Source organism: Rhizobiales bacterium NRL2, from assembly GCA_001664005.1.
Classification (GTDB): domain Bacteria; phylum Pseudomonadota; class Alphaproteobacteria; order Minwuiales; family Minwuiaceae; genus Minwuia.
The window spans coordinates 1,664,202-1,685,384 of record CP016093.1; the positions used below are offsets into that span (position 1 = coordinate 1,664,202).

21 protein-coding genes are annotated in these 21,183 nt (G+C 67.1%); 17 read left to right on the plus strand and 4 right to left on the minus strand.

What is annotated here, in order from left to right; translation table 11 throughout:
- Positions 1-6 precede the first annotated feature (6 nt).
- The 6 genes from TEF_07700 (at position 7) to TEF_07725 (ending at position 6,366) form a co-directional block, all read left to right on the plus strand.
- On the plus strand, positions 7-1,221 hold the full coding sequence (locus tag TEF_07700) for an MFS transporter (protein ID ANK80694.1): 1,215 nt from the start codon (positions 7-9) through the stop codon (positions 1,219-1,221).
- A gap of 88 nt (positions 1,222-1,309) precedes the next feature.
- Positions 1,310-2,494: a branched-chain amino acid ABC transporter substrate-binding protein gene (locus tag TEF_07705; GenBank protein ID ANK80695.1), complete on the plus strand. Its 1,185-nt coding sequence runs from the start codon at positions 1,310-1,312 to the stop codon at positions 2,492-2,494.
- Between the two features lie 73 nt (positions 2,495-2,567).
- On the plus strand, positions 2,568-3,350 hold the full coding sequence (locus tag TEF_07710) for an ABC transporter ATP-binding protein (GenBank protein ID ANK80696.1): 783 nt from the start codon (positions 2,568-2,570) through the stop codon (positions 3,348-3,350).
- Positions 3,347-4,054, plus strand: a complete 708-nt coding sequence (locus tag TEF_07715; GenBank protein ID ANK80697.1) for an ABC transporter ATP-binding protein — start codon at positions 3,347-3,349, stop codon at positions 4,052-4,054. Before TEF_07710 ends, TEF_07715 begins: the two co-directional genes overlap by 4 nt.
- A complete protein-coding gene (locus TEF_07720) occupies positions 4,055-5,068 on the plus strand; it encodes a branched-chain amino acid ABC transporter permease (protein ID ANK80698.1) in 1,014 nt (337 codons plus the stop codon).
- The gene (locus tag TEF_07725; GenBank protein ID ANK80699.1) at positions 5,068-6,366 is read left to right on the plus strand and encodes a branched-chain amino acid ABC transporter permease; all 1,299 of its coding nucleotides are present in this window, start codon (positions 5,068-5,070) and stop codon (positions 6,364-6,366) included. Before TEF_07720 ends, TEF_07725 begins: the two co-directional genes overlap by 1 nt.
- A 27-nt stretch (positions 6,367-6,393) precedes the next feature.
- Here the strand turns inward: TEF_07725 and TEF_07730 are convergent, their stop codons facing one another.
- On the minus strand, positions 6,394-6,816 hold the full coding sequence (locus TEF_07730; GenBank protein ANK80700.1) for a transcriptional regulator: 423 nt from the start codon (positions 6,814-6,816) through the stop codon (positions 6,394-6,396).
- 245 nt (positions 6,817-7,061) lie between these two features.
- Between TEF_07730 and TEF_07735 the strand changes: the two genes are divergently transcribed.
- From TEF_07735 to TEF_07785, 11 genes are read left to right on the plus strand one after another with little or no spacing between them, the layout of a single operon-like run.
- Complete coding sequence (locus TEF_07735; GenBank protein ID ANK80701.1) at positions 7,062-7,517, plus strand: ribose 5-phosphate isomerase B; 456 nt, start codon at positions 7,062-7,064, stop codon at positions 7,515-7,517.
- 1 nt (position 7,518) lies between these two features.
- The gene (gene glyA, locus TEF_07740) at positions 7,519-8,823 is read left to right on the plus strand and encodes a serine hydroxymethyltransferase (protein ANK80702.1); all 1,305 of its coding nucleotides are present in this window, start codon (positions 7,519-7,521) and stop codon (positions 8,821-8,823) included.
- Between the two features lie 27 nt (positions 8,824-8,850).
- Complete coding sequence (locus tag TEF_07745) at positions 8,851-9,321, plus strand: transcriptional regulator NrdR (protein ANK80703.1); 471 nt, start codon at positions 8,851-8,853, stop codon at positions 9,319-9,321.
- A 16-nt stretch (positions 9,322-9,337) separates the two neighbouring features.
- Positions 9,338-10,417 carry a riboflavin biosynthesis protein RibD gene (locus TEF_07750; protein ID ANK83345.1) on the plus strand — a complete coding sequence of 360 codons (1,080 nt, stop codon included), beginning with the start codon at positions 9,338-9,340 and terminating at the stop codon, positions 10,415-10,417.
- Between the two features lie 9 nt (positions 10,418-10,426).
- Positions 10,427-11,017: a riboflavin synthase subunit alpha gene (locus TEF_07755; protein ANK80704.1), complete on the plus strand. Its 591-nt coding sequence runs from the start codon at positions 10,427-10,429 to the stop codon at positions 11,015-11,017.
- 8 nt (positions 11,018-11,025) lie between these two features.
- Positions 11,026-12,141, plus strand: coding sequence for a 3,4-dihydroxy-2-butanone-4-phosphate synthase (locus tag TEF_07760; GenBank protein ID ANK80705.1), 1,116 nt, complete (start codon positions 11,026-11,028; stop codon positions 12,139-12,141).
- Between the two features lie 4 nt (positions 12,142-12,145).
- On the plus strand, positions 12,146-12,598 hold the full coding sequence (locus TEF_07765; GenBank protein ANK80706.1) for a 6,7-dimethyl-8-ribityllumazine synthase: 453 nt from the start codon (positions 12,146-12,148) through the stop codon (positions 12,596-12,598).
- Positions 12,595-13,092 carry a transcription antitermination factor NusB gene (locus TEF_07770; protein ANK80707.1) on the plus strand — a complete coding sequence of 166 codons (498 nt, stop codon included), beginning with the start codon at positions 12,595-12,597 and terminating at the stop codon, positions 13,090-13,092. Before TEF_07765 ends, TEF_07770 begins: the two co-directional genes overlap by 4 nt.
- Complete coding sequence (locus tag TEF_07775) at positions 13,089-14,042, plus strand: thiamine-phosphate kinase (GenBank protein ANK80708.1); 954 nt, start codon at positions 13,089-13,091, stop codon at positions 14,040-14,042. Before TEF_07770 ends, TEF_07775 begins: the two co-directional genes overlap by 4 nt.
- A 4-nt stretch (positions 14,043-14,046) precedes the next feature.
- Positions 14,047-16,119, plus strand: coding sequence for a hypothetical protein (locus TEF_07780; protein ID ANK80709.1), 2,073 nt, complete (start codon positions 14,047-14,049; stop codon positions 16,117-16,119).
- On the plus strand, positions 16,116-17,585 hold the full coding sequence (locus TEF_07785) for a hypothetical protein (GenBank protein ANK80710.1): 1,470 nt from the start codon (positions 16,116-16,118) through the stop codon (positions 17,583-17,585). The genes TEF_07780 and TEF_07785 overlap by 4 nt, the downstream gene beginning before the upstream one ends.
- A gap of 7 nt (positions 17,586-17,592) precedes the next feature.
- Here the strand turns inward: TEF_07785 and prpE are convergent, their stop codons facing one another.
- From prpE to TEF_07800, 3 genes are all read right to left on the minus strand, one after another.
- Positions 17,593-19,488, minus strand: coding sequence for a propionyl-CoA synthetase (prpE, locus tag TEF_07790; GenBank protein ANK80711.1), 1,896 nt, complete (start codon positions 19,486-19,488; stop codon positions 17,593-17,595).
- Between the two features lie 108 nt (positions 19,489-19,596).
- Positions 19,597-20,154: a hypothetical protein gene (locus TEF_07795; GenBank protein ANK80712.1), complete on the minus strand. Its 558-nt coding sequence runs from the start codon at positions 20,152-20,154 to the stop codon at positions 19,597-19,599.
- A gap of 12 nt (positions 20,155-20,166) precedes the next feature.
- The gene (locus tag TEF_07800) at positions 20,167-21,012 is read right to left on the minus strand and encodes a prephenate dehydratase (GenBank protein ID ANK83346.1); all 846 of its coding nucleotides are present in this window, start codon (positions 21,010-21,012) and stop codon (positions 20,167-20,169) included.
- Positions 21,013-21,183: the final 171 nt, after the last annotated feature.

The following is a 21,183-nucleotide window of genomic DNA, read 5'->3' on the forward strand; positions in this document are numbered from 1 at the left end:
GGGGCGGTGAGGGGGAAGGCGACGGCCATCGGTCTGCTGTGCGTCGCCGAGATCGCGGCGCTGAGCGTGTGGTTCACGGGAGCGGCGACGCTGCCGGCGATCCGCGCCGAAACACAGATCAGCGATCTGCAGGCCTCGCTCTATTCCTCCATGCTCTCGGTCGGCTTCGTCGTCGGCACGCTGACCAGCGCGATCCTGGGCCTCGCCGACCGCTGGCGGCCCCAGTATTTCTTCTGCGGCGCAGCGCTGCTTGCCGGCGCCGCCAACGCGGCCGTCGCCTTCCTCGACCCGGCCTCGCCGCTGGTGCCGGTCCTGCGGCTGACGATCGGGGCGAGCCTCGCCGGCTGCTATCCCGTCGGCATGAAGATGGTTTCGACCTGGGCGAAGGGCGACATGGGCCTGCTGGTCGGCATCCTGGTGGGCGCATTGACGCTAGGCTCGGGCGCGCCGCACCTCAGCCAGGCCTTCCTGCAGGGCCTGGACTGGCGGGTGACCCTCTATGTCAGTTCCGCCGCCTGTGTGCTTGCCGCCGCCCTCGTGCTGCTGGTGCGGCTGGGGCCGAACGCGCTGCCTGCGGCGGCGTTCCGGCCTGCCGCAGTGCTGGAGGGCTGGCGCAGCCGGGCGCTCAGGCTCGCCAATTTCGGCTATTTCGGACACATGTGGGAACTCTACGCCGTCTGGGGCTGGATCGCGGTCTTCCTGCATGCCTCCTTCAGCGCCTGGTATGGCGAGGGCGATCCGCGCGCGGGCTACCATGCTTCCCTGACGGCATTCGGCGTGCTCGGCGCCGGCGCCATCGGGGCCATCGGCGCGGGCCTCGTCGCCGACCGGATCGGCCGCACCACGGTGACCATCGCCGCCATGGCGATGAGCGCCGCCTGCTGCATGACCGTCGGCTTCCTGTTCGGCGGTCCGCCCGGCCCTCTGATCGCGCTATGCCTGTTCTGGGGCGTGGTGGTGATCGCCGATTCAGCCCAGTTTTCCTCGGCGGTGATGGAACTGGCCGACCGGGAGCGTGTCGGCACCATGGTCACGGCCCAGACGTCGCTCGGCTTCCTGCTGACGCTGGCGCCGCTGCACCTGCTGCCGGAGGCGGCCGAACTCATGGGCTGGGAATGGGCGTTCTGGATCATCGCCGCGGGGCCGCTGCTCGGCTGCGTTGCGATGGCGCGGTTGCGCGCGCACCCCGATGCTGTGAGGATCGCGGGCGGGCGGCGATAGGCGTGGGACGTGTCCCGGATACACGCGCTCTGGAAATGACGCCGCCAAAGATGCAGAGTGTGTCAGGGGTACAAAGGGAGATAACACCATGAAACGAATGCTTCCGCTTGTTTTCGCCGCCGTAATGGCCAGTGGCGCGGCGCTCGCCGACGACGTCAAGGTCGGCATGCTGCAGGGCTTCACCGGCCCGACGGAGTCGCTCGTCAAGCCCATGGCGATGGGCGGCGAACTTGCCATTCAGGAAGTTTCCGACAGCGGGATGTTCCTGGGCGGCCGCAAGGTCGTCTCCGTCCGCGGCGACAGCACCTGCATCGACGCCGCCGCCGCGACGGCCGCGGCCGAACGCCTGATCACCTCGGAAGGCGTGGTCGGCATTGTCGGCGCGACCTGTTCCGGCGCCACCACGGCGGTGCTGAACAACGTCGTGCGCGCCAACGGCATCGTCATGATCTCGCCGTCGGCGACGTCGCCGGCGCTGTCGACGATCGAGGATGACGGCTACTTCTTCCGCACCGCGCCGTCCGATGCGCGTCAGGGTGAGATCATCGCCAAGATCCTGACCGAAAAGGGCATCAAGAACGCGGCCCTGACCTACACCAACAACGACTACGGCAAGGGCCTGGCGGATGCGATCCAGTCCGGCTTCGAGAGCATGGGCGGCAACATCACCGCCGTCGCCTCGCACGAGGACGGCAAGGCCGACTACTCGGCCGAGGTCGCGACGCTGGCGTCCGCGGGCGGCGAACTGCTGATCGTCGCCGGCTATCTGGACCAGGGTGGCAAGGGCATGATCCAGGCCGCGCTGGACACGGGCGCCTTCGATACCTTCATGCTGCCTGACGGCATGGTCGGCGAATCGCTCACCGACAATTTCGGCGCGTCCATCGACGGCTCCATCGGCACCAACCCCGGCACCGACAGCCCGGGCGCCGACATGCTGGCGAAGATGAGCGAGGGCAAGGGCTTCAAGGGCGACGACCCCTATGTGCCGGAAGCCTACGACGCCTCGGCGATCCTGCTGCTGGCGATGCAGTCGGCGGGCTCCACCGACAGCGCGGTCTACAAGGACCACGTCACGAAGGTCGCCAACGCGCCGGGTGAGAAGATCTATCCGGGCGAACTGAAGAAGGCCCTGCAGATCCTGGCCGACGGCGGTGACATCGACTATGTCGGCGCCGGCGCGGTCGAACTGATCGGCCCCGGCGAGGCGGCCGGCAGCTTCCGCGAGTCGGTCGTCAAGGACGGCGAGTTCACCACGGTCAAGTACCACTGATCCGCCAACACCCGAACGGGACGGGGAAGCGGCCGGGACAATCCCGGCCGCTTCTTTCCCGGCTTCAGAACCCATGATCACCGTCAGGAACGTCACCAAGCACTTCGGCGGCATTCACGCCGTCGACGGCGTGACGCTGGATATCGCCCGGGGCTCGATCACCGGCCTCATCGGTCCGAACGGCGCGGGCAAGACCACGCTGTTCAACATCATCGCCGGCGTATTCCCGCCCTCCTCGGGCCAGATCCTGCTGGACGGCGAGGACGTGACCGAACTGCAGTCGCACGAACTGTTCCACAAGGGCCTGCTGCGCACCTTCCAGATCGCGCACGAGTTCGCCACCCTGACGGTGCTGGAGAACCTGATGGTCGTGCCGGACCAGCAGCCCGGCGAACAGCTTCGCCACGCCTGGTTCGACTACCGCCGCGTCCGCGAGGTCGAGGCGCGCGTCGCCGACCGCGCCCGCGAAGTGCTCGACTTCCTGCAGATCTCGCATCTGGAAAACGAACTCGCGGGCAACCTTTCGGGCGGCCAGAAGAAGCTGCTGGAACTGGGCCGCACGATGATGGTCGACGCCAAGATCGTGCTCCTCGACGAAGTCGGCGCCGGCGTCAACCGAACGCTGCTGAACACCATCGCCACCTCGATCCAGCGCCTGAACGAGGAGCGCGGCTATACGTTCTGCATGATCGAACACGACATGGACTTCATCGCCCGGCTCTGCGATCCGGTGATCGTCATGGCGGAGGGGCGGCTGCTGATGCAGGGCACGATCGACGAGGTGAAGAACGACGAGGAGGTCATCGAGGCCTATCTCGGCACCGGCCGCAAGCACGAGCGGCAGGCGACGTCATGAGCTTCCTTTCCGCGACCGGCATGACCGGCGGATACGGCAGCGGCCCCGACATCATCGAGGACTGCGACATCATCGTCGACAAGGGCGAGATCGCTGTCGTGGTCGGTCCGAACGGCGCCGGCAAGTCGACGGCCATGAAGGCGATCTTCGGCATGCTGAACCTGCGCAAGGGCGCGGTGGTGCTCGATGGCCAGGACATCACGCGGATGGCGCCGCAGGAGCGTGTGCGCCAAGGGATGGGCTTCGTGCCCCAGAACCGCAATGTCTTCGTCTCCATGACGGTCGAGGAGAACCTGGAGATGGGGGCCTTCATCCGCGACGACGAATACGGCGAGACCATGGAACGGGTCTACGAGCTGTTCCCGGTGCTTCGCGAGAAGCGGAACCAGCCCGCCGGCGAACTCTCCGGCGGCCAGCGCCAGCAGGTCGCGGTGGGCCGGGCGCTGATGACCGCACCGAAACTGCTGATGCTCGACGAACCGACGGCGGGCGTCTCCCCCATCGTCATGGACGAACTGTTCGACCGTATCCTCGAGATCGCCCGGACCGGCATCGCCATCCTGATGGTGGAACAGAATGCCCGCCAGGCGCTGGAGATCGCCGACCACGGCTTCGTGCTGGTGCAGGGCCAGAACCGTTTCACGGACACCGGCGAGGCGCTGCTCGCCAACGAGGAAGTCCGTCGTTCGTTCCTGGGGGGCTGAATGGACATTCTCAACGCCCTCGCGCTGATCACCAATTTCGTCCTGGTGCCGGCCATCGCCTATGGCGCGCAGCTTTCGCTCGGCGCGCTCGGCGTGACGCTGATCTTCGGCATTCTGCGCTTCGCCAACTTCTCCCATGGCGAGATGATGTCCTGGGGGGCCATGTCGACCATTCTGGCCACCTGGTGGATGCAGGCGCAGGGGATCGGCATCGCGCCCTTTCCCACGGCGCTGCTGGCCCTGCCCATCGGCATCGCCAGCACGATCCTGATGGCGCTGGCCGCCAACCGCTTCGTGTTCCGCTTCTATCATCGCCAGCATTCCAATCCGATCGTCTTCGCCATCGTCTCGGTCGGCGTGATGTTCGTGCTGGCCGGTCTGATCCGCATCATCATCGGCCCCGACGACCAGACCTTCACCGACGGCGCGCGTTTCATCTTCACCGCAGGCGATTTCCGGGAGGTCACCGGCCTCAGGGAAGGCATCGCGCTGAAGCAGACGCAGGTGCTGACGGTCGTGGTCGCCGTCGCGGTGATGGCCGCGCTGTTCTGGTTCCTGCAGAAGACCCGGGCCGGCAAGGCCATGCGGGCCTATTCCGACGACGAGGATCTGGCACTGCTGTCAGGCGTGGATCCGGACCGCGTGGTCATGATCGCCTGGATCATCACCGCGACCCTCGCGGCGATCGCCGGCACCCTCTACGGCCTGGACAAGACCTACAAGCCGTTCATCTTCCTGCAGATCCTGCTGCCGATCTTCGCCGCCACCATCCTGGGCGGCATCGGCCAGCCGGTGGGCGCCATCCTCGGCGGCTTCGTCGTCGCCTTCTCCGAGGTCATGGTCACCTACGCCTTCAAGAAGTTCCTGGGCTATCTCGGCCCCGAGGAATGGGCGCCGGAGGGCCTCGTGCAGCTCCTGTCGACGGAGTACAAGTTCGCCGTCTCCTTCATCATCCTCGTGGCGGTGCTGTTGATCCGGCCGACCGGAATCATCCGCGGGAAGGTGATCCAATGATGTCCCGGAAGCTCTTTCTCTTCGGCGCGATGGCGCTGCTGCTGATCTTCGTCGGCTTCTATCAGAGCTGGAACGTCGCGCTGGGCATCGTGAACCTGTGCCTGATCTCGTCGATCATGGCGCTCGGTGTGAACATGCAGTGGGGCTATGCCGGCCTGTTCAACGTCGGCATCATGGGCTTCACGGCGCTGGGCGGTCTGACCGCGGTTCTGGTATCCATGCCGCCGGTCGACGCCGCCTGGGCGGCGGGCGGGACCGATATCCTGCTCGCGGCCCTCAGCCTGGCCGCCACGGTGGTCGCCATCATCGTTGCCCGGCGCCTGACGCCACGGACGATGCGGCTGCCGGTGACCATCGTGCTGATGATTGCCGGCTATTTCCTGATCTCGGAGTTCTTCGTGCCGGCGGCGCGGCAGATCGAGGCCGTCGATTCGGCCCAGACCGGCTATCTCGGCGGCATGGGGCTGCCGATCGTGCTGGCCTGGCCGCTGGGCGGGCTGGTCGCGGCCGGCGCGGCCTGGTTCATCGGCAAGATCGCGCTCGGCCTCAGGGCCGACTATCTCGCCATCGCCACGCTGGGCATTTCAGAGATCATCATCGCCGTCATCAAGTACGAGGAATGGCTGACCCGGGGCGTGAAGAACGTCACCGGCCTGCCGCGCCCGGTGCCCTACGAGGTCGTGCTGGTGCAGCAGGACTGGTTCATCGGTCTCGCCGACACGCTGGGAGCCCCGGATCTCTCCGATCTCGCAGGCCTGTTCGTCAAACTGTGCTACGCGGCGTTGTTCCTCCTGGTGCTGGCGATCGTCATGTGGTTCGCGGAGCGTGCGCTGCGATCGCCCTGGGGGCGGATGATGCGGGCGATCCGCGACAACCGCGAAGCCGCCTCGGCGATGGGCAAGGACGTCACCGGCCGCCATCTGCAGGTCTTCGTCCTGGGCTGCGCCACCTGCGGCATCGCCGGCGCCATGCTGACCACGCTGGACGGGCAGCTCACGCCGACCAGCTACATCCCGCTGCGCTTCACCTTCCTGATCTGGGTGATGGTCATTCTCGGCGGGTCGGGCAACAACTGGGGCGCTGTCCTCGGCGGTTTCGTGATCTGGTTCCTGTGGGTCGAGGCGGAGCCGCTCGGCAACTGGTTCATGCAGACCATTACCCTGCCCATGGCCGACGATTCCTTCCTGTCGCAGCACCTGGTCGCCGGCGCCGCCTACACGCGCTACCTGCTGATGGGAGCCATCCTGCTGCTGGTGATGCGATTCGCGCCAAAGGGGCTGATACCGGAGCGGCACTGAGGCGGGCCGCCCGGCGAAGGGGCGGGGCTACTTCCTGCCGAGGCCGATGCGGCGGGCGAACTCCGACCGCTGCCGCGCGTAGTTCGGCGCCACCATGGGATAGTCGGGCGGCAGGTTCCACCTGGCGCGATAATCGTCCGGCGTCATGTCGTATCTGGCCCGAAGATAGCGCTTCAGCATCTTCAGCTTCTTGCCGTCTTCCAGACACACCAGATGGTCGGGCGTGACGGAACGCTTGATCGGCACCGCCGGTTCCGGAGGTGCAATATTCCGGTCGTCGGCAGGCCGCATCAATGCGCTGAGCGCAGACCGGACGGTCACAATCACCGTGTGCACATCGCCCGGCGCTACCTGATTATTGGCCAGATAGGCGGCCGAGACGCTGGACGTCATGCGAAGCAGGTTCCGGGCCTCCGTCTGTTCGTCGCTTTCTGCTCGGTCCACGGTCATTTCCCCACTCTGTTCCGGTTGATCTTGGTACATTTTCATGACGGTAAGATAGCGTTCCGGGTTGATCAATCGCTTTATACGCTAACTGGCCATGCGCTCGGCTATCGGCGCGAGTGGCGTTCCGGCGGCCCGGAATGGCCGGTCAATGCGTCGCATCGGCGTGAGCGGCCGCGCGTGCCGCTTCGCATTTCTCCACAAGATGTGGTATGCCCCCGGCCTTGTTCCCGGAAACGGATGGAAGGCGCATGGTTACCGTCGTCATGGCAGCGGATCACGCCGGCTTCGAGATGAAGGAGGCGCTGAAGACGGACGTCGAGGCGCTCGGGCACACGGTGCTCGACGTCGGAACCGACAGCGCCGATTCCGTCGACTATCCGGATTTCGGATGGCGGCTGGCGGCCGCCATCCGCGATGGCCGGGCCGAACGCGGCATTCTGGTCTGCGGCACCGGCATCGGCATATCCATGGCCGCCAACCGCGAGCCGAAGGTCCGCGCCGCCGCAGTCAGCGACGCGACGTCAGCCCGGCTCACGCGGCTGCACAATGACGCCAACGTGCTCGCGCTCGGCGCGCGGGTCATCGGCATAGAAACGGCCCGGGATTGCGTGCGCATCTTCTTCGAGACGGAGTTCGAGGGCGGACGGCATCAGCGCCGGGTCGACAAACTGGGCCTCGCGGCCCAAGGCGATGAGGACAGGTAGAATGAGCATGGCTGAAGCAACCGACGCGGTGCGTGATTTCTGGTCGGCGGACCTGGAGCGCGACGATCCCGAACTGTTCGAGTCCTTCCGGCTGGAGATGGACCGTCAGCAGAACCAGATCGAACTCATCGCCTCCGAGAACATTGCCAGCCCCGCGGTCATCAAGGCGATGGCGACGGTGTTCCAGAACAAGTACGCCGAAGGCTATCCGGGCCGGCGTTACTATGGCGGTTGCGAGTTCGTGGACATCGCCGAGCGGCTGGCGATCGAGCGGGCCTGCAAGCTGTTCGACTGCAGCTTCGCCAACGTTCAGCCCCATTCGGGCGCTCAGGCCAACCAGGCCGTCTTCATGGCGCTGCTGCAGCCGGGCGACACGGTCATGGGCATGTCGCTGGACGCCGGCGGGCACCTGACTCACGGCGCCGCACCGAACCAGTCCGGCAAGTGGTTCAAGGCCGTTCAGTACGGCGTCCGGCGCGAGGATGCCCTGATCGACTTCGATCAGGTGGAGAAGCTGGCGAAGGAATACAGGCCGAAGCTGATCATCGCCGGCGGATCGGCCTATCCGCGCATCATCGACTTCAAGCGTTTCAGGGAGATCGCCGACGAGGTCGGCGCCTGGCTGATGGTCGACATGGCGCATTTCGCCGGTCTGGTCGCCGGCGGGGTGCACCCGAACCCGCTGGACCATGCGCAGATCGTCACTTCGACGACCCACAAGACCCTGCGCTGCGCCCGCGGCGGGCTGATCCTCAGCCGCGACGAGGCGCTGGGCAAGAAGATCAACTCGGCCGTTTTCCCCGGACTTCAGGGCGGGCCGCTGATGCACGCCATCGCTGCCAAGGCGGCCGGCTTCGGCGAGGCGCTGAAGCCCGAGTTCCACGCCTACAGCCGCCAGGTCGTGGCCAATGCGAAGGCGCTTGCCGGGGCGCTGATGGAGCGGGGCTTCGACATCGTCTCGGGCGGTACCGACACGCACCTGATGCTGGTCGATCTGCGCTCCAAGGGCGTCACCGGCCGTGACGCCGAACGGACGATGGAAAACGCCTACATGACCTGCAACAAGAATGGCGTGCCATTCGACCCGGAGAAGCCCATGGTTACGTCTGGCGTCCGGCTCGGCACGCCGGCGGGAACGACCCGCGGCTTCGGCGAAGCGGAGTTCCAGAAGGTCGGGCATCTGATCGCCGACGTGCTGGAGGCCTACGCCCAGTCCAATGGCGACAACGGGGCCGCGGAGGCGAAGGCGCGCGAAGAGGTCAAGCAGCTCTGCGGCCGGTTCCCGATCTATACGCAAGGCCTTTGACCGCGGCCTGACCAGGGGGGATTGGGCATGCGCTGTCCGTACTGTCACAACGCCGACACGCAGGTGAAGGATTCACGTCCGACCGAGGACAACACGGCGATCCGGCGCCGGCGCTTCTGTCCCAACTGCGGCGGCCGGTTCACCACATTCGAGCGGATCCAGCTCCGCGAACTGACCGTGGTGAAGAAGAACGGCCAGCGCGTGCCCTTCGACCGCGACAAGGTCGCCCGCTCGATCGATATCGCCATCCGCAAGCGGCCGGTCGACCCCGAGCGGGTCGAGCGGACCATCAACGCCATCGTGCGCCAGCTCGAGAGCTCCGGCGAATCGGAGATCCAGTCACAGACCATCGGCGAACTGATCATGCGGGCGCTGGCGAACCTGGACCAGGTCGCCTATGTCCGCTTCGCTTCGGTCTACAGGAACTTCCGCGAGGCCTCCGACTTCGAGGACTTCATCGGACGCGAACTTGGCCAGCGCGACGAAGTCCCCGACTGAGGCCGACCGCCGCCACATGGCCCACGCGCTGATGCTGGCGCGGCGCGGACTGGGGCAGGTGGCGCCCAATCCGGCCGTCGGCTGCGTAGTGGTGGCGGATGGCCGCGTGATCGGCCGGGGCTGGACCCAGCCCGGCGGCCGCCCGCACGCCGAAACGGAAGCGCTCGCCCGCGCCGGCGGCGCCGTCCGCGGTTCGACCGCCTATGTCACGCTGGAACCCTGCAGCCATCACGGCGTCACGCCGCCCTGTGCGGAGGCGCTGGCCGCGGCCGGCGTCGCCCGGGTCGTGGTCGCCATGACCGACCCCGATGAGCGGGTGAATGGCCGTGGCGTGCAGATGCTGCGTGAAGCGGGCGTCGAGGTGGTCACGGGCGTTCTGTCCGATCAGGCCGCCGCGCTCAACCGCGGCTTCGTCCTTCACCGGACGGCAAACCGCCCGATGGTCACACTGAAGCTGGCGACGACGCTGGACGGGCGCATCGCCACCCGTGCATCGGACGCGAAATGGATCACCGCGGGCGCTGCGCGGGAGCGGGGGCACCTGCTGCGCGCCAGTCACGATGCGATCCTGATCGGCGCCGGCACCGCCCTGGCCGATGATCCGGAACTGACCTGCCGGCTTCCCGGCCTGGCGCACCGCAGCCCGGTGCGGGTAGTGCTCGATTCGCGGCTGTCGATCCCGCCGTCGGGCCGGCTGGCGGACACCGCGGCGCAGACGCCGCTTCTTGTCTTCTGCGGCATGGAAGCGGATCCGGCACGCGCCGCGGCGCTGGAAGCCCGGGGGGCGCGCGTGTTCCGCTGCGATATTTCGGCCACCGGGGTACCCGCGCCGGGCGACGTTCTGCGGTCGCTGGCGGAGGCGGGGATCACGCGCCTGCTGATCGAGGGCGGGGCGCGGGTCGCCGCCGCCTTCGTGGGCGCCGACCTGGTCGACGAACTGGCGTGGTTCCGCGCCGCGACGCTGATCGGGGGCGACGGTCTGCCGGCGATCGGGGGCTTCGGGCTGGAGAAGCTGGCCGACGTTCCCAGGTTCCGCAGGGCGGCCATCGCGCATTTCGGTGAGGACGTGCTGGAAACCTATCTGCGGGAACCGTAAAAGGACGCCATGTTCACCGGCATCATCACCGACATCGGCCGCATCGTCTCCGTCGAGGCGCGCGGCGACATGCGCATCCGGATCGCCACGGCCTATGATACGGCCAGCATCGACATGGGCGCGTCCATCGCCTGTCACGGCGTCTGCCTGACGGTCGTCGACAAGGGGCCGCGCTGGTTCGATGTCGACGTCTCCCAGGAGACGCTGGACCGTACGGCCATCGGTTCGCTGGGCGAGGGCGCACGGATCAATCTGGAACGATCCCTGCGCGTGGGCGACGAGCTGGGCGGGCACATCGTCACGGGTCACGTCGACGGTCTGTCGCGGGTCCGGGAAATCGAGCCGGTGGGCGACAGCCGGCGCTTCGTCTTCGAACTGCCGAAGGAACTCGCCCGCCATGTCGCCGAGAAGGGTTCGGTGGCGCTCAACGGCGCGTCGCTGACGGTGAATGCGGTCGGCGGCGACAGCTTCGAGATCAACATCATTCCGCACACACAGGAGCGGACGACCTTTGGCGAAATCCGGGTCGGCGACCCTGTGAACATGGAAATCGACATCCTGTCGCGCTATGTGGCGCGGCTCAGGGACACCGACGGCTAGGGATCTGAATGACTTCGGAATTCACACGTTACCTTTCGTCCATCGAGGACGTGGTCGAGGACGCCCGCAACGGCAAGATGGTCATCCTGGTCGACGACGAGGACCGGGAGAACGAGGGGGATCTCTACATTCCCGCCCAGTTCGCGACGCCGCAGGCGATCAACTTCATGGCCAAGTACGGCCGCGGCCTGATCTGTCTGTCCATGAACCAGGAACGGATCGAGCAGCTCGGCCTTGACCTGATGAGCAAGAACAATCAGGCGCGCCACCAGACGGCCTTCACGGTCTCCATCGAGGCGCGCGAAGGCATCTCGACAGGCATCTCGGCCCAGGACCGCGCGCATACCATCCAGACCGCGATCGACCTGACAAAGGGGCCGGAGGATATCGTCACGCCCGGCCACGTCTTCCCGCTGGTCGCCAAGAGCGGCGGCGTCCTGCAGCGCGCCGGCCATACGGAAGCCGCGGTCGACATCGCGCGGATGGCCGGACTGCGCCAGGCCGGCGTGATCTGCGAGATCATGAACGACGACGGCACCATGGCCCGCATGCCGGATCTGGTGAAGTTCGCCCAGTTCCACAATCTCAAGATCGCCACCATCGCCGACCTGATCGCCTACCGGCGGCGCTTCGACAAGCTGGTCGCGCGTTCCCACGAGTCCGTGGTCAAGAGCGAACTGGGCGGCGAGTTCCGGCTGGTGGTGTTCGATTCGGAGGTCTCGTACGCGGAGAGCCTGGCGCTCATCAAGGGCGACATCTCCGGCGACGAGCCGGTGCTGGTGCGCATGCACGGCTACGATCCATTGCCAGACCTGTTCCATGAAACCGGGGGCAAGGCCGGCCGGCTGCAGCAGGCCATGCGGCAGATTGCGAAGGAAGGCCGCGGGGTTCTGGTCTTCCTGCGCCAGGCGCGGGAGATGCGGATCTCGGAGTTCCTGCAGGCCCAGGAGCAGAACAACCTCGAAAAGCTGATGGATCTCCGCGACTACGGCATCGGCGCCCAGATTCTCACGGACCTCGGCGTACGCAAGATGGTCCTGCTGACCAATTCGCCCAAGCACGTCATCGGCCTGGAAGGCTACAATCTGGAAATCGTGGGCACCCGCCCGCTTCAGGAGGACTGAGGGCATGGCGCGCGCGCAAATCCTGCTGGTCGAAGCCCGGTACTACGAAGACATCTCCGACGGCCTGGCCGAGGGCGCGATCGCCGCGCTCGAGAAGGCCGGCGCCGCCTATGACCGCATCGTCGTGCCCGGCGCGCTGGAAGTGCCCGGCGCCATCGCCATGGCCGAGGACGCGGTTCAACAGGGCACGCGCTCCTATGACGGTTACGTGGCGCTGGGCTGCGTCATCCGGGGCGAGACCTCGCACTACGACATCGTGGCCGGCGAATCGGCCAGGGCGCTGATGGATCTGACCGTCTATGATGGCGTTTCCATCGGCAACGGCATCCTGACGGTCGAGAATCACGATCAGGCCTGGGCGCGGGCCGATCCGAAGGGCAAGGACAAGGGCGGGGACGCCGCCCGGGCCGTGCTGCGGATGATCGAACTCGGCCAGCAGTTCGCGGAAGAGGAATGACCCGGCGCAAGCCCAGCGGCGGCAGTCAGGCGCGGCGTCAGCGCAGCGCCGCCCGCATGCACGCCGTGCAGGCGACCTATCAGCTCGACCTCAACGAGGACGATGCGGCGACCGTCATTGCCGAGTTCCAGGCGCATCGTCTGGGTCACGACCTGGACGGCGAGCCCCTGGTCAGCGCAGACCGGGATTTCTTCCAGGACCTCGTGGCCGGCAGCCACGACCGCCGGCTGGAACTGGACCGGCTGATCGAAGGCGCGCTCAGCCTGGACTACGATCTCGATCGGCTGGAGACGCTGCTCAGGGCGCTGCTCAGGGTTGCCGGCTATGAGCTTCTGGCCCGCATCGATGTACCCGCGCGGGTGGTCATCGACGAGTATGTGGACCTTTCCCACGCCTTCTTCAGCGGCGCCGAGCCGTCCCTGGTCAACGCGGTGCTGGATCGTCTGGCGCGGCGGATCAGGCGGGATGAACTGGCCGCCGGCCGGGGCGGATGAGCCGAAGCGGCGAATTCGAGATCATCGAGCGGCTGCTCGCCCCCCTGGCCGGCGAGGGCGCCTTCTCTCTCTCCGACGACGGCGCCGTTCTCCCGAAGCTCTCGCATGGCGAAGCCTGGGTCGCGACGAAGGACGCCATGGTCGCCGGCGTCCACTTCCTGGCCGACGATCCGCCCGACCTGATCGCCCGCAAGCTGGTGCGGGTCAATCTCTCCGATCTGGCAGCGATGGGCGCGACGCCAATGGGCTATCTGCTCGCCTTCGCTCTCTCGCCCGATTGCGATGACGACTGGCTGGCGGCCTTCGTCGCCGGTCTGGCCGAGGATCAGAAGATCTTCGGCATCGCGCTCTACGGCGGCGATACGGTCTCCACACCGGGTCCGCTGACGCTCTCGCTGACGGCGCTGGGGCGGGTCGAACGTGGACGTGAACTGCGCCGCAACGGCGCCCGGGCCGGTGAGGCGGTCTACGTCTCCGGCAGCGTCGGCGACGCCGCGCTTGGACTGAAATGCCTCCGGGACGGGCTGGCCGTGCGCGCCGAGTACCGGAAGAGCCTGATCGACCGCTATCGGGTGCCGGAGGCGCGCGTCTGGCTGGGGCCGGCGCTGGTCGGCATCGCCACGGCCTGTCAGGACGTCTCCGACGGCCTTGCTGCCGATCTGGGCCACATCGCCCGCCGGTCCGGCGTCGGCATGGAGATCGACGCCGATCTGGTGCCGGTTTCCGAGGCGGCGCGGGCGGCGATCGCCGCCGGCAGCGACTTGGAGACCCTGCCTTTCACCGGCGGGGACGACTATGAGCTGGTCTTCACCGCGCCGGTCGAAGCGGTGCTGCCGGACGTCGGTGTTCCCCTGACGCGCATTGGCCGTGTCGTAGCCGGCGATGGTGTAAGATTTCTGTCCCGTGAGCGTGAGATATCGTTGAAGCAGGCGGGCTGGCGGCATTTCTGATCCCATGGTCGACAACATTCTGGAATCGGAGCGCCCCGAAGGGCTGAGCCGGCAATGGGTGGGCGCCGCACTGATCGCGATCGCGATCGCGGTCATCGCTGCCGCGCTGTTCGTAGGGCTCCGCGGCATTGCGGTCAGCCAACAGTTCTCGCTTACCGACGCCGAACGGCAGGAGGGACGTCTCTTCTTGCACCGCCTGGAGGTCGGTTCCTGGGAGCGCCCGCCGCTGCATGTTCTCGACGCGGCGCGCTACGGCTCGTCGGGGACGGCCACCGAGTTCTACATCAACGGCCGGCGCGTCGCCGATGGGCGGGTCAGCAAGGGACCGCTCAGTGAGGGCGCGCGGCCGGGCTATCTGCATACCGGCGTCCAGAACTTCTATTTCACCCTGGGCCCCGAGCCGCCCGCCGACCCGCTGCTGGAGGCCCGGTTTCTCGTCCGGCTGGACCGGGAGGTGATGATCGCGATGGTTGCGGCGGCGGCGCTGTTGCTGGCGGGCGGGCTGCTGTTGCTGGCGCCCGGTTCCCGAGCGGCCCGCCGAGGCGTGGATGTCGTGCTGCTCGCGCTGGCCGTCGTCGCGGGCGCCACGGCCTGGCTGGCGCTGGAGGGCACGCGCTACCGGGAATCGATCGATCCCGCCGCCGTCCGGGCTCTCGCCCCGGTCGGCTATCTCTATCCCATCGAGCAGCCCTGGCCGCTGCATGTCCCCTGGTCCGACAGGGGGAAAGGGTTTGTCGCCGGCCAGCTGCTGGAGGACGGCCGGCCTATCGGCAATCCCTTCGCCGGCACCGACGAGATCCGTGGGCAGGGCGGCGGCGCGCACTTCGTCGGCGGCGGTCTGTTGCGTTTCTCCACACCCGACAACAGCGATCCGACCGCGAACGGGCGGCGCTACGAGGTCGAGCTGACGGCGTTGCTCAGTCCCTATGTACCCGCGGCCTTCGCCGCGGCGCTGCTGTTGCTGTCGCTCGCCGCCTACGCGGTCGGCCATGGAGGGATCGCCCGGCGACTTGCGGCGCCCAGGCCGCGCACCGTCGCGATCGTCCTGCCTGCGGCGATCATGGCCGTCGTCGTCGGTTATCTGGGCTGGCTGGCGCGGATCGATCCGCTGCACATGTTCGCGCCGCCGGCGGCGCGGGACTACTTCGTCCCCGACGAGCAGTACCGGATGGCGGGCCTGGTGCGAACCTGGCCCTACGAGGCGATCATCGTCGGCACCTCGATCAGCCAGAACTTCTACATCGACGAGGCCGGCGAGGTACTCGGTCTGCCGACGCTGAACGCGACCATCGCCGGCTCCTACCCGGCCGAGCAGAGCGAACTGTTGCGCGCCGCACTGCGTGACCACGGCGCCGAGCGGGTGCTGTGGGAATACGAACTGGCGCGCTTCAACCTGGAGCCGGGGCGACTGCGCGACGGGACCTTTCCGTTCCATCTCTATGACGGCAACCCGCTGACCGATCTGGAGTACGCCTTCACCCTGCAGGCCTGGCTGGATGCCAATGCGGCCCGCAATGCGCGCCGGACGGGTGACGTCCAGGCGCTGGACGGCATCAACAAGTGGGGGGAGCGGCGCGAGTTCGGCCCCCATCTGGTCGGCGAGGAATACTGCGCGCGGCAGGACCAGTCCGCGGGCGATATCGACGCGGTCGATTTCCGCCGGAACATCCGGCTGTCCGTCCGGCCGCTGGTCGAGGACTTCCCCGGCACGGCGTTCGACTTCTTCATCCCGGCCTATTCGGCGCTGATGCACGCCAATCCGGGCGGGCGGCTGGCCGATACCGAGTTCGCCGCCCGCATCCTCCATGAGGAGCTGGCGGGCCTGTCCAATTACCGGCTGTTCGATTTCCAGGGCATCGTCCGCTTCGCCGGCGACCCGGAGCTCTACCGTGATGCCTCGCACTACCACCCGAAGGTCAACCGCTACATTCTGGAGGCGATCGCAGCCGGCAGGCATGCCGTCCCGCCAGAAGCGCTCGATATCCACGAGGCCGATCTGCGGGAGCGGCTGAAACGATCGATCGACGCCTTCCGCGCCGTGATGGACCCCTACTGCGACCGGCAGGCGACGCGATGATCTTCAGTTCCGACCTGTTCCTGTTCGCGTTCCTGCCGCTGGCGTTGATCGGCGTGGTGCTTTCGCGGCGGCTGTTCGGGGCCCAGCTCTACTGGATCGTCGCGGCGTCGCTGTTCTTCTACGGCTTCTGGAAGCCGGTCTACTTGCCGCTGATCGTCGCCTCGATCCTGGTGAACTTCGCCCTCGGGCGGGCCATCGAACGCACCCGCTCGAAGGGTCTGACGGCGTTCGGCGTGGCGCTCAATCTGGCCGCGCTGGGCTGGTTCAAGTACGCCAACTTCATCGAGGAGAACATCGAATGGCTGAGCGGTGCGGACATTCCGCTGCCGGAGATCGTCCTGCCGCTTGCCATCTCGTTCTTCACTTTCCAGCAGATCTCCTACCTGGTGGACGCGCGCAACGGGCGTACGCACCACCACGACTTCATCCAGTATGCCGCCTTCGTCTCCTTCTTCCCGCAGCTCATTGCCGGGCCGATCCTGCAGCAGAAGCGGACGATGCAGGAGTTCGCGGCGCCGAAGGCCTTCCGGATCACGGCGGAGGGATTTTCATGGGGTCTGATGATCTTCATCGCCGGCATGGCCAAGAAGCTGCTGATCGCCGATCCCATGGGCACTGTGGCGACGCCGCTGTTCGACCAGGCGCTGACCCAGCCGCTGGCGCTGGAACAGGCATGGACGGCGGCGCTGGCCTACAGCTTCCAGCTCTATTTCGACTTCTCCGGCTATTCCGACATGGCCATCGGCATCGGGCTGATGGTCAGCATCCGTCTGCCGTTCAACTTCAACTCGCCCTACCGGGCGGTCAGCATCGCCGACTTCTGGCGGCGCTGGCACATCACCCTGTCGTCCTTCCTGCGCGACTATCTCTACGTGCCGCTGGGCGGCAACCGGATCGGACCGTGGCGGACCTATCTCAACCTGTTCATCGTCATGCTGCTGGGCGGCATCTGGCACGGGGCGGGCTGGACCTTCGTCATCTGGGGGGCGATGCACGGGGCCTGCCTGCTGCTCCACCGCGCCTGGGGCGACGCAATGCGGCCACTGTTACCTGAACTGCCGGCGCTCAGGCCCCTGGGGCTTGCGGCCGGCTGGACGCTGACGATGGTCTTCGTCGTCGCCGCCTGGGTCGTGTTCCGCGCTGATAACCTGACCGCCGCCATCCATGTCTGGCAGGGCATGGCGGGGCTGCATGGCCTCGACATTCCGGTCGCGGGCGCGGACTTCCTGGCCGGCTGGCGCTGGCAGATATTCGCCGCGCTGACGCTCTTCTGCCTGGCGCTGCCGAACCTGCCGCAGGTGGCCGGCATGGTCGAGCCCGGCGGACGGCTCCGGCGGCTCGCCGCGCATCTCTACCGTCCCCACCTGGTCGGCATGCTGCTCGCCTTCGCCGCCTTCGCGGCCTGTTTCGCCATGCTGCGCGCCAACTCGGCCGTGGTGCCGGAGTTCCTTTACTGGGACTTCTGAGCGCGGGTCACCGTTTCGGGTAGCCCAGGTCCTCCAGCGAGACGCGGATTTCGTCCAGGATCGCCGGATCGTCGATCGTCGCCGGCGTCTTGAATTCCTCCCCGTCGGCGATCTTCTGCATGGTCGCGCGCAGCACCTTGCCCGAGCGAGTCTTGGGCAGGCGCTTGACCGGCGTCACCAGCCGGAAAGCGGCCACCGCGCCGATCTGGTTGCGGATCATCTGGATGCAGTCGTTGCGGATCTCGTCGACATCGCGCTCGACGCCCGCCTTGAGCACGATCATGCCGAGCGGCAACTGCCCCTTCATCTGATCGGCGACGCCGAAGACCGCACACTCGGCCACGTCGGGATGCTGGGACAGCACCTCTTCCATGGCGCCGGTGGAGAGGCGGTGACCGGCGACGTTGATGATGTCGTCGGTGCGGGCCATGACGTAGAGATAGCCATCCTCGTCCATATAGCCGGCGTCGGCGGTCTTGTAGTAGCCGGGATAGTCGGTGAGATAGGCGTCGCGGAAGCGCTGGTCGGCGTTCCACAGCGTCGGCAGCGCGCCCGGCGGCAGCGGCAGCTTCACCACGATCGCGCCCATGTCGCCGCGTTTCACTTCCTCGTTCTGTTCGGAGACGATGCGGATGTCATAGCCTGGCACCGGCTTGCCCGGACTGCCGTACCTCACCGGCAGGGCCTCCATGCCCATCGGGTTGATCGCCATGGGCCAGCCGGTCTCGGTCTGCCACCAGTGATCGATCACCGGCACCTCGAGCTGCTTTTCGGCCCACTGGATGGTGTCGGAATCCGCGCGCTCCCCGGCCAGGAACAGGATGCGGAACTTCGACAGGTCGTACTTGCCGATGAACTCGCCCTTCGGATCCTGCTGCTTGATGGCCCGGAAGGCGGTCGGCGCGGTGAACATCACCTGCACGTCGTGGTCGGCGATGACGCGCCAGAAGGTGCCGGGGTCCGGAGTGCCGACGGGCTTGCCCTCGAACAGGATGGCCGTGGCCCCGTGCAGCAGCGGCGCGTAGACGATGTAGCTGTGGCCCACCACCCAGCCGACGTCGGAGGCCGCCCAGAAGGTCGTGCCCGGATCGACGTCGTAGAGGTTCTTCATGGACCATTTCAACGCCACGGCGTGGCCGCCATTGTCGCGCACCACGCCCTTGGGCTGGCCCGTCGTGCCGGAGGTGTAGAGGACGTAGAGCGGATCCGTCGCCTTCACGGTAACGCATTCGGCCGGCTCCGCGTCCTTCAGCGCGTCGTCCCAGAGCATGTCGCCGGCGCGCATGTCGAACGCCGGGACTTCGGGGCGCGCGTAGACGATGGTGCCGTCCGGCTTGTGCTTCGACAGGTCGATCGCCTTGTGGATCAGCGGCATGTATTCGATCACCCGGCCCGGTTCCAGGCCGCAGGTCGCGGCGATGATCAGCTTCGGCTTTGCGTCGTCGATGCGGGTGGCGAGCTCGTTGGGAGCGAAGCCGCCGAAGACCACCGAATGCACTGCGCCGATCCGCGCGCAGGCCAGCATGGCCACTGCCGTCTCCGGAATCATCGGCATGTAGATGATCACGCGGTCGCCCTTGCCCACGCCGCGGGCGCACAGCGCGCCGGCGAACAGCGCCACCCGGTCGCGCAGATCGCGATAGGTCAGCCGCTCGACATTTCCCGTCATCGGGCTGTCGTAGATGATCGCCGCCTGGTCGGCGCGGCCGCCCTCGACATGGCGATCCAGGCAGTTGTAGGCGGTGTTCAGTTCGCCGCCGGCGAACCAGCGGTAGAACGGCGGGTTGGTATCGTCCAGTACCCTGTCCCAGGGTTTGACCCAGTCGATTTCCTTCGCGGCCTCGGCCCAGAAGCTTTCCGGATCCTTGCGCCAGGCGTTGTAGACGTCGTCATAACGGCCCATCGGTTCACCCTCCCCGGTGCGTCTTCGTGCTTTCCCGTTAGCTATCACAAGGCCGCCGCGGGCGGAATGCGGGAAAGGCGCGCAACCAGGAACGGGTGGACGCGCGCCTCAGTCCAGGCGGGCGACGGCAAAGGTGCCGCGGGCGATGTCATAGCGCCAGGCGCCCTGCAGGGTGGTCCTGTCCACGTCCAGGCCAGCGCCGCGCCGTTCGCCGAATTCCGCCGCCGTCAGGGGAAAGAAGCCGGCGAGGTTGCGGCTGACGATCCCGCCGTCGCCCAGCATGGGCAATGCCAGGCCCTGAACCGTCCAGTGCTTGCCGTTGTCGCGATAGAACTGGCGCAGGGTGACAAAGCCGCTGCGGCCGGTCAGCGCCTCGGTCTGGATCTGCCGGAGGCGCTCCGCCTCCCGCCGGCCGATGCGCGCGAAGATGCTCTCGCCGGTCAGTTCCTCGCCGAAGGCCTCGCGCTGGGCGGTGCCGAGCAGCGAAATCCTGAAATCGCCGTCATCGGTCGGCCGCACCATCAGGATTTCGGGCAGCAGGTCGGGGACGGCGGCGGGATCGAAATCGCGCCGGCGCGGCGGCTGGCCGGGCGGGGCCAGGGACAGCCAGTACTCGAACAGCGTCCGGGCCTTCTCCGATACGAATATCTCCGGCTGCAGATGCATGTGTCTCCGCTGCTACCCCTGTCGACGGAAGGGATGCGCAGGATAGACGCCAAGTTCCTTCACGCTGGTCGAGAAGAAACGGACCTCCTCCAGCGCGCGGTCGACCTCGCGCGCGGCGGGGTGGCCTTCGATCTCGGCGTAGAACTGCGCCACCGTGAAGCTCATGTCGACGATATAGCTCTCCAGCTTGACCACGTTGACGCCGTTGGTCGCGAAGCCGCCCAGCGCCTTGTAGAGCGCGGCCGGGACGCTGCGCACCTGGAACAGCAGGCTGGTGATCGCCGGGTCGGTCGGCGGCGGGTCCATGCGCTGGCGCGCCATGACGATGAAGCGGGTGGTGTTGCCGATCTTGTCCTCGATGCGGCTGCGCAGCGGCTCGAGGCCGTAGATCTCGGCGGCGAGGCTGGAGGCGATGGCCGCCTCTTCCGGGTCGCCGCGCTCGGCGACTTCCTGCGCGGAGCCGGCGGTATCGGCATGCACCACCGCTTCCAGACCCAGATTGGCGATCAGGTCCCGGCACTGGGCCAGCGCCTGCTCGTGGCTGTAGACGCGCTTCAGGCCTTCCAGCGTCGCGCCCTTCGGCGCCAGCAACATGTGCTCGACCTTCTGGAAGTGCTCGCCGACCATGTAGAGGCCGGATTTCGGGATCAGCGAATGGATGTCCGCGACCCGCCCGCCCAGCGAGTTCTCGATCGGGATCATGCCGACATCGGTGTCGCCGTTGCGCACCGCCTCGAAGGCGGCCTCGAAGGTCTTGCACGGCACCGCCTCCGCCTCCGGAAAGACCTCCCGGCAGGCCAGGTTCGAATAGGCGCCTGGGACGCCCTGGAAGGCGACGGTCCTGGGGGAGGGGATCATGTTCATGGTCGTGCTTGTCCACAGAAGGCTTCGGGCCGGGGGAAATGGGCAGAAAACGCCGGTCATTTCAAGCCGCTTGGGCCACGCCCGTGAGCCCGTGCGGGCGGGTCCACGATCAAAGCAGTCGCCGCCGGTGCGGTATTCTGGCAGGATCGCGGCACGAACCGGACG

Excerpts from the sequence above, each read along its gene's own strand:
- TEF_07705 (ANK80695.1), top strand. The coding sequence starts at position 1,310 with ATGAAACGAATGCTTCCGCTTGTTTTCGCCGCCGTAATGGCCAGTGGC.
- TEF_07710 (ANK80696.1), top strand. The coding sequence starts at position 2,568 with ATGATCACCGTCAGGAACGTCACCAAGCACTTCGGCGGCATTCACGCC.
- TEF_07715 (ANK80697.1), top strand. The coding sequence starts at position 3,347 with ATGAGCTTCCTTTCCGCGACCGGCATGACCGGCGGATACGGCAGCGGC.
- TEF_07720 (ANK80698.1), top strand. The coding sequence starts at position 4,055 with ATGGACATTCTCAACGCCCTCGCGCTGATCACCAATTTCGTCCTGGTG.
- TEF_07725 (ANK80699.1), top strand. The coding sequence starts at position 5,068 with ATGTCCCGGAAGCTCTTTCTCTTCGGCGCGATGGCGCTGCTGCTGATC.
- TEF_07730 (ANK80700.1), bottom strand. The coding sequence starts at position 6,816 with ATGACCGTGGACCGAGCAGAAAGCGACGAACAGACGGAGGCCCGGAAC.
- TEF_07735 (ANK80701.1), top strand. The coding sequence starts at position 7,062 with ATGGTTACCGTCGTCATGGCAGCGGATCACGCCGGCTTCGAGATGAAG.
- glyA (ANK80702.1), top strand. The coding sequence starts at position 7,519 with ATGAGCATGGCTGAAGCAACCGACGCGGTGCGTGATTTCTGGTCGGCG.
- TEF_07745 (ANK80703.1), top strand. The coding sequence starts at position 8,851 with ATGCGCTGTCCGTACTGTCACAACGCCGACACGCAGGTGAAGGATTCA.
- TEF_07750 (ANK83345.1), top strand. The coding sequence starts at position 9,338 with ATGGCCCACGCGCTGATGCTGGCGCGGCGCGGACTGGGGCAGGTGGCG.
- TEF_07755 (ANK80704.1), top strand. The coding sequence starts at position 10,427 with ATGTTCACCGGCATCATCACCGACATCGGCCGCATCGTCTCCGTCGAG.
- TEF_07760 (ANK80705.1), top strand. The coding sequence starts at position 11,026 with ATGACTTCGGAATTCACACGTTACCTTTCGTCCATCGAGGACGTGGTC.
- TEF_07765 (ANK80706.1), top strand. The coding sequence starts at position 12,146 with ATGGCGCGCGCGCAAATCCTGCTGGTCGAAGCCCGGTACTACGAAGAC.
- TEF_07770 (ANK80707.1), top strand. The coding sequence starts at position 12,595 with ATGACCCGGCGCAAGCCCAGCGGCGGCAGTCAGGCGCGGCGTCAGCGC.
- TEF_07775 (ANK80708.1), top strand. The coding sequence starts at position 13,089 with ATGAGCCGAAGCGGCGAATTCGAGATCATCGAGCGGCTGCTCGCCCCC.
- TEF_07780 (ANK80709.1), top strand. The coding sequence starts at position 14,047 with ATGGTCGACAACATTCTGGAATCGGAGCGCCCCGAAGGGCTGAGCCGG.
- TEF_07785 (ANK80710.1), top strand. The coding sequence starts at position 16,116 with ATGATCTTCAGTTCCGACCTGTTCCTGTTCGCGTTCCTGCCGCTGGCG.
- prpE (ANK80711.1), bottom strand. The coding sequence starts at position 19,488 with ATGGGCCGTTATGACGACGTCTACAACGCCTGGCGCAAGGATCCGGAA.
- TEF_07795 (ANK80712.1), bottom strand. The coding sequence starts at position 20,154 with ATGCATCTGCAGCCGGAGATATTCGTATCGGAGAAGGCCCGGACGCTG.
- TEF_07800 (ANK83346.1), bottom strand. The coding sequence starts at position 21,012 with ATGATCCCCTCCCCCAGGACCGTCGCCTTCCAGGGCGTCCCAGGCGCC.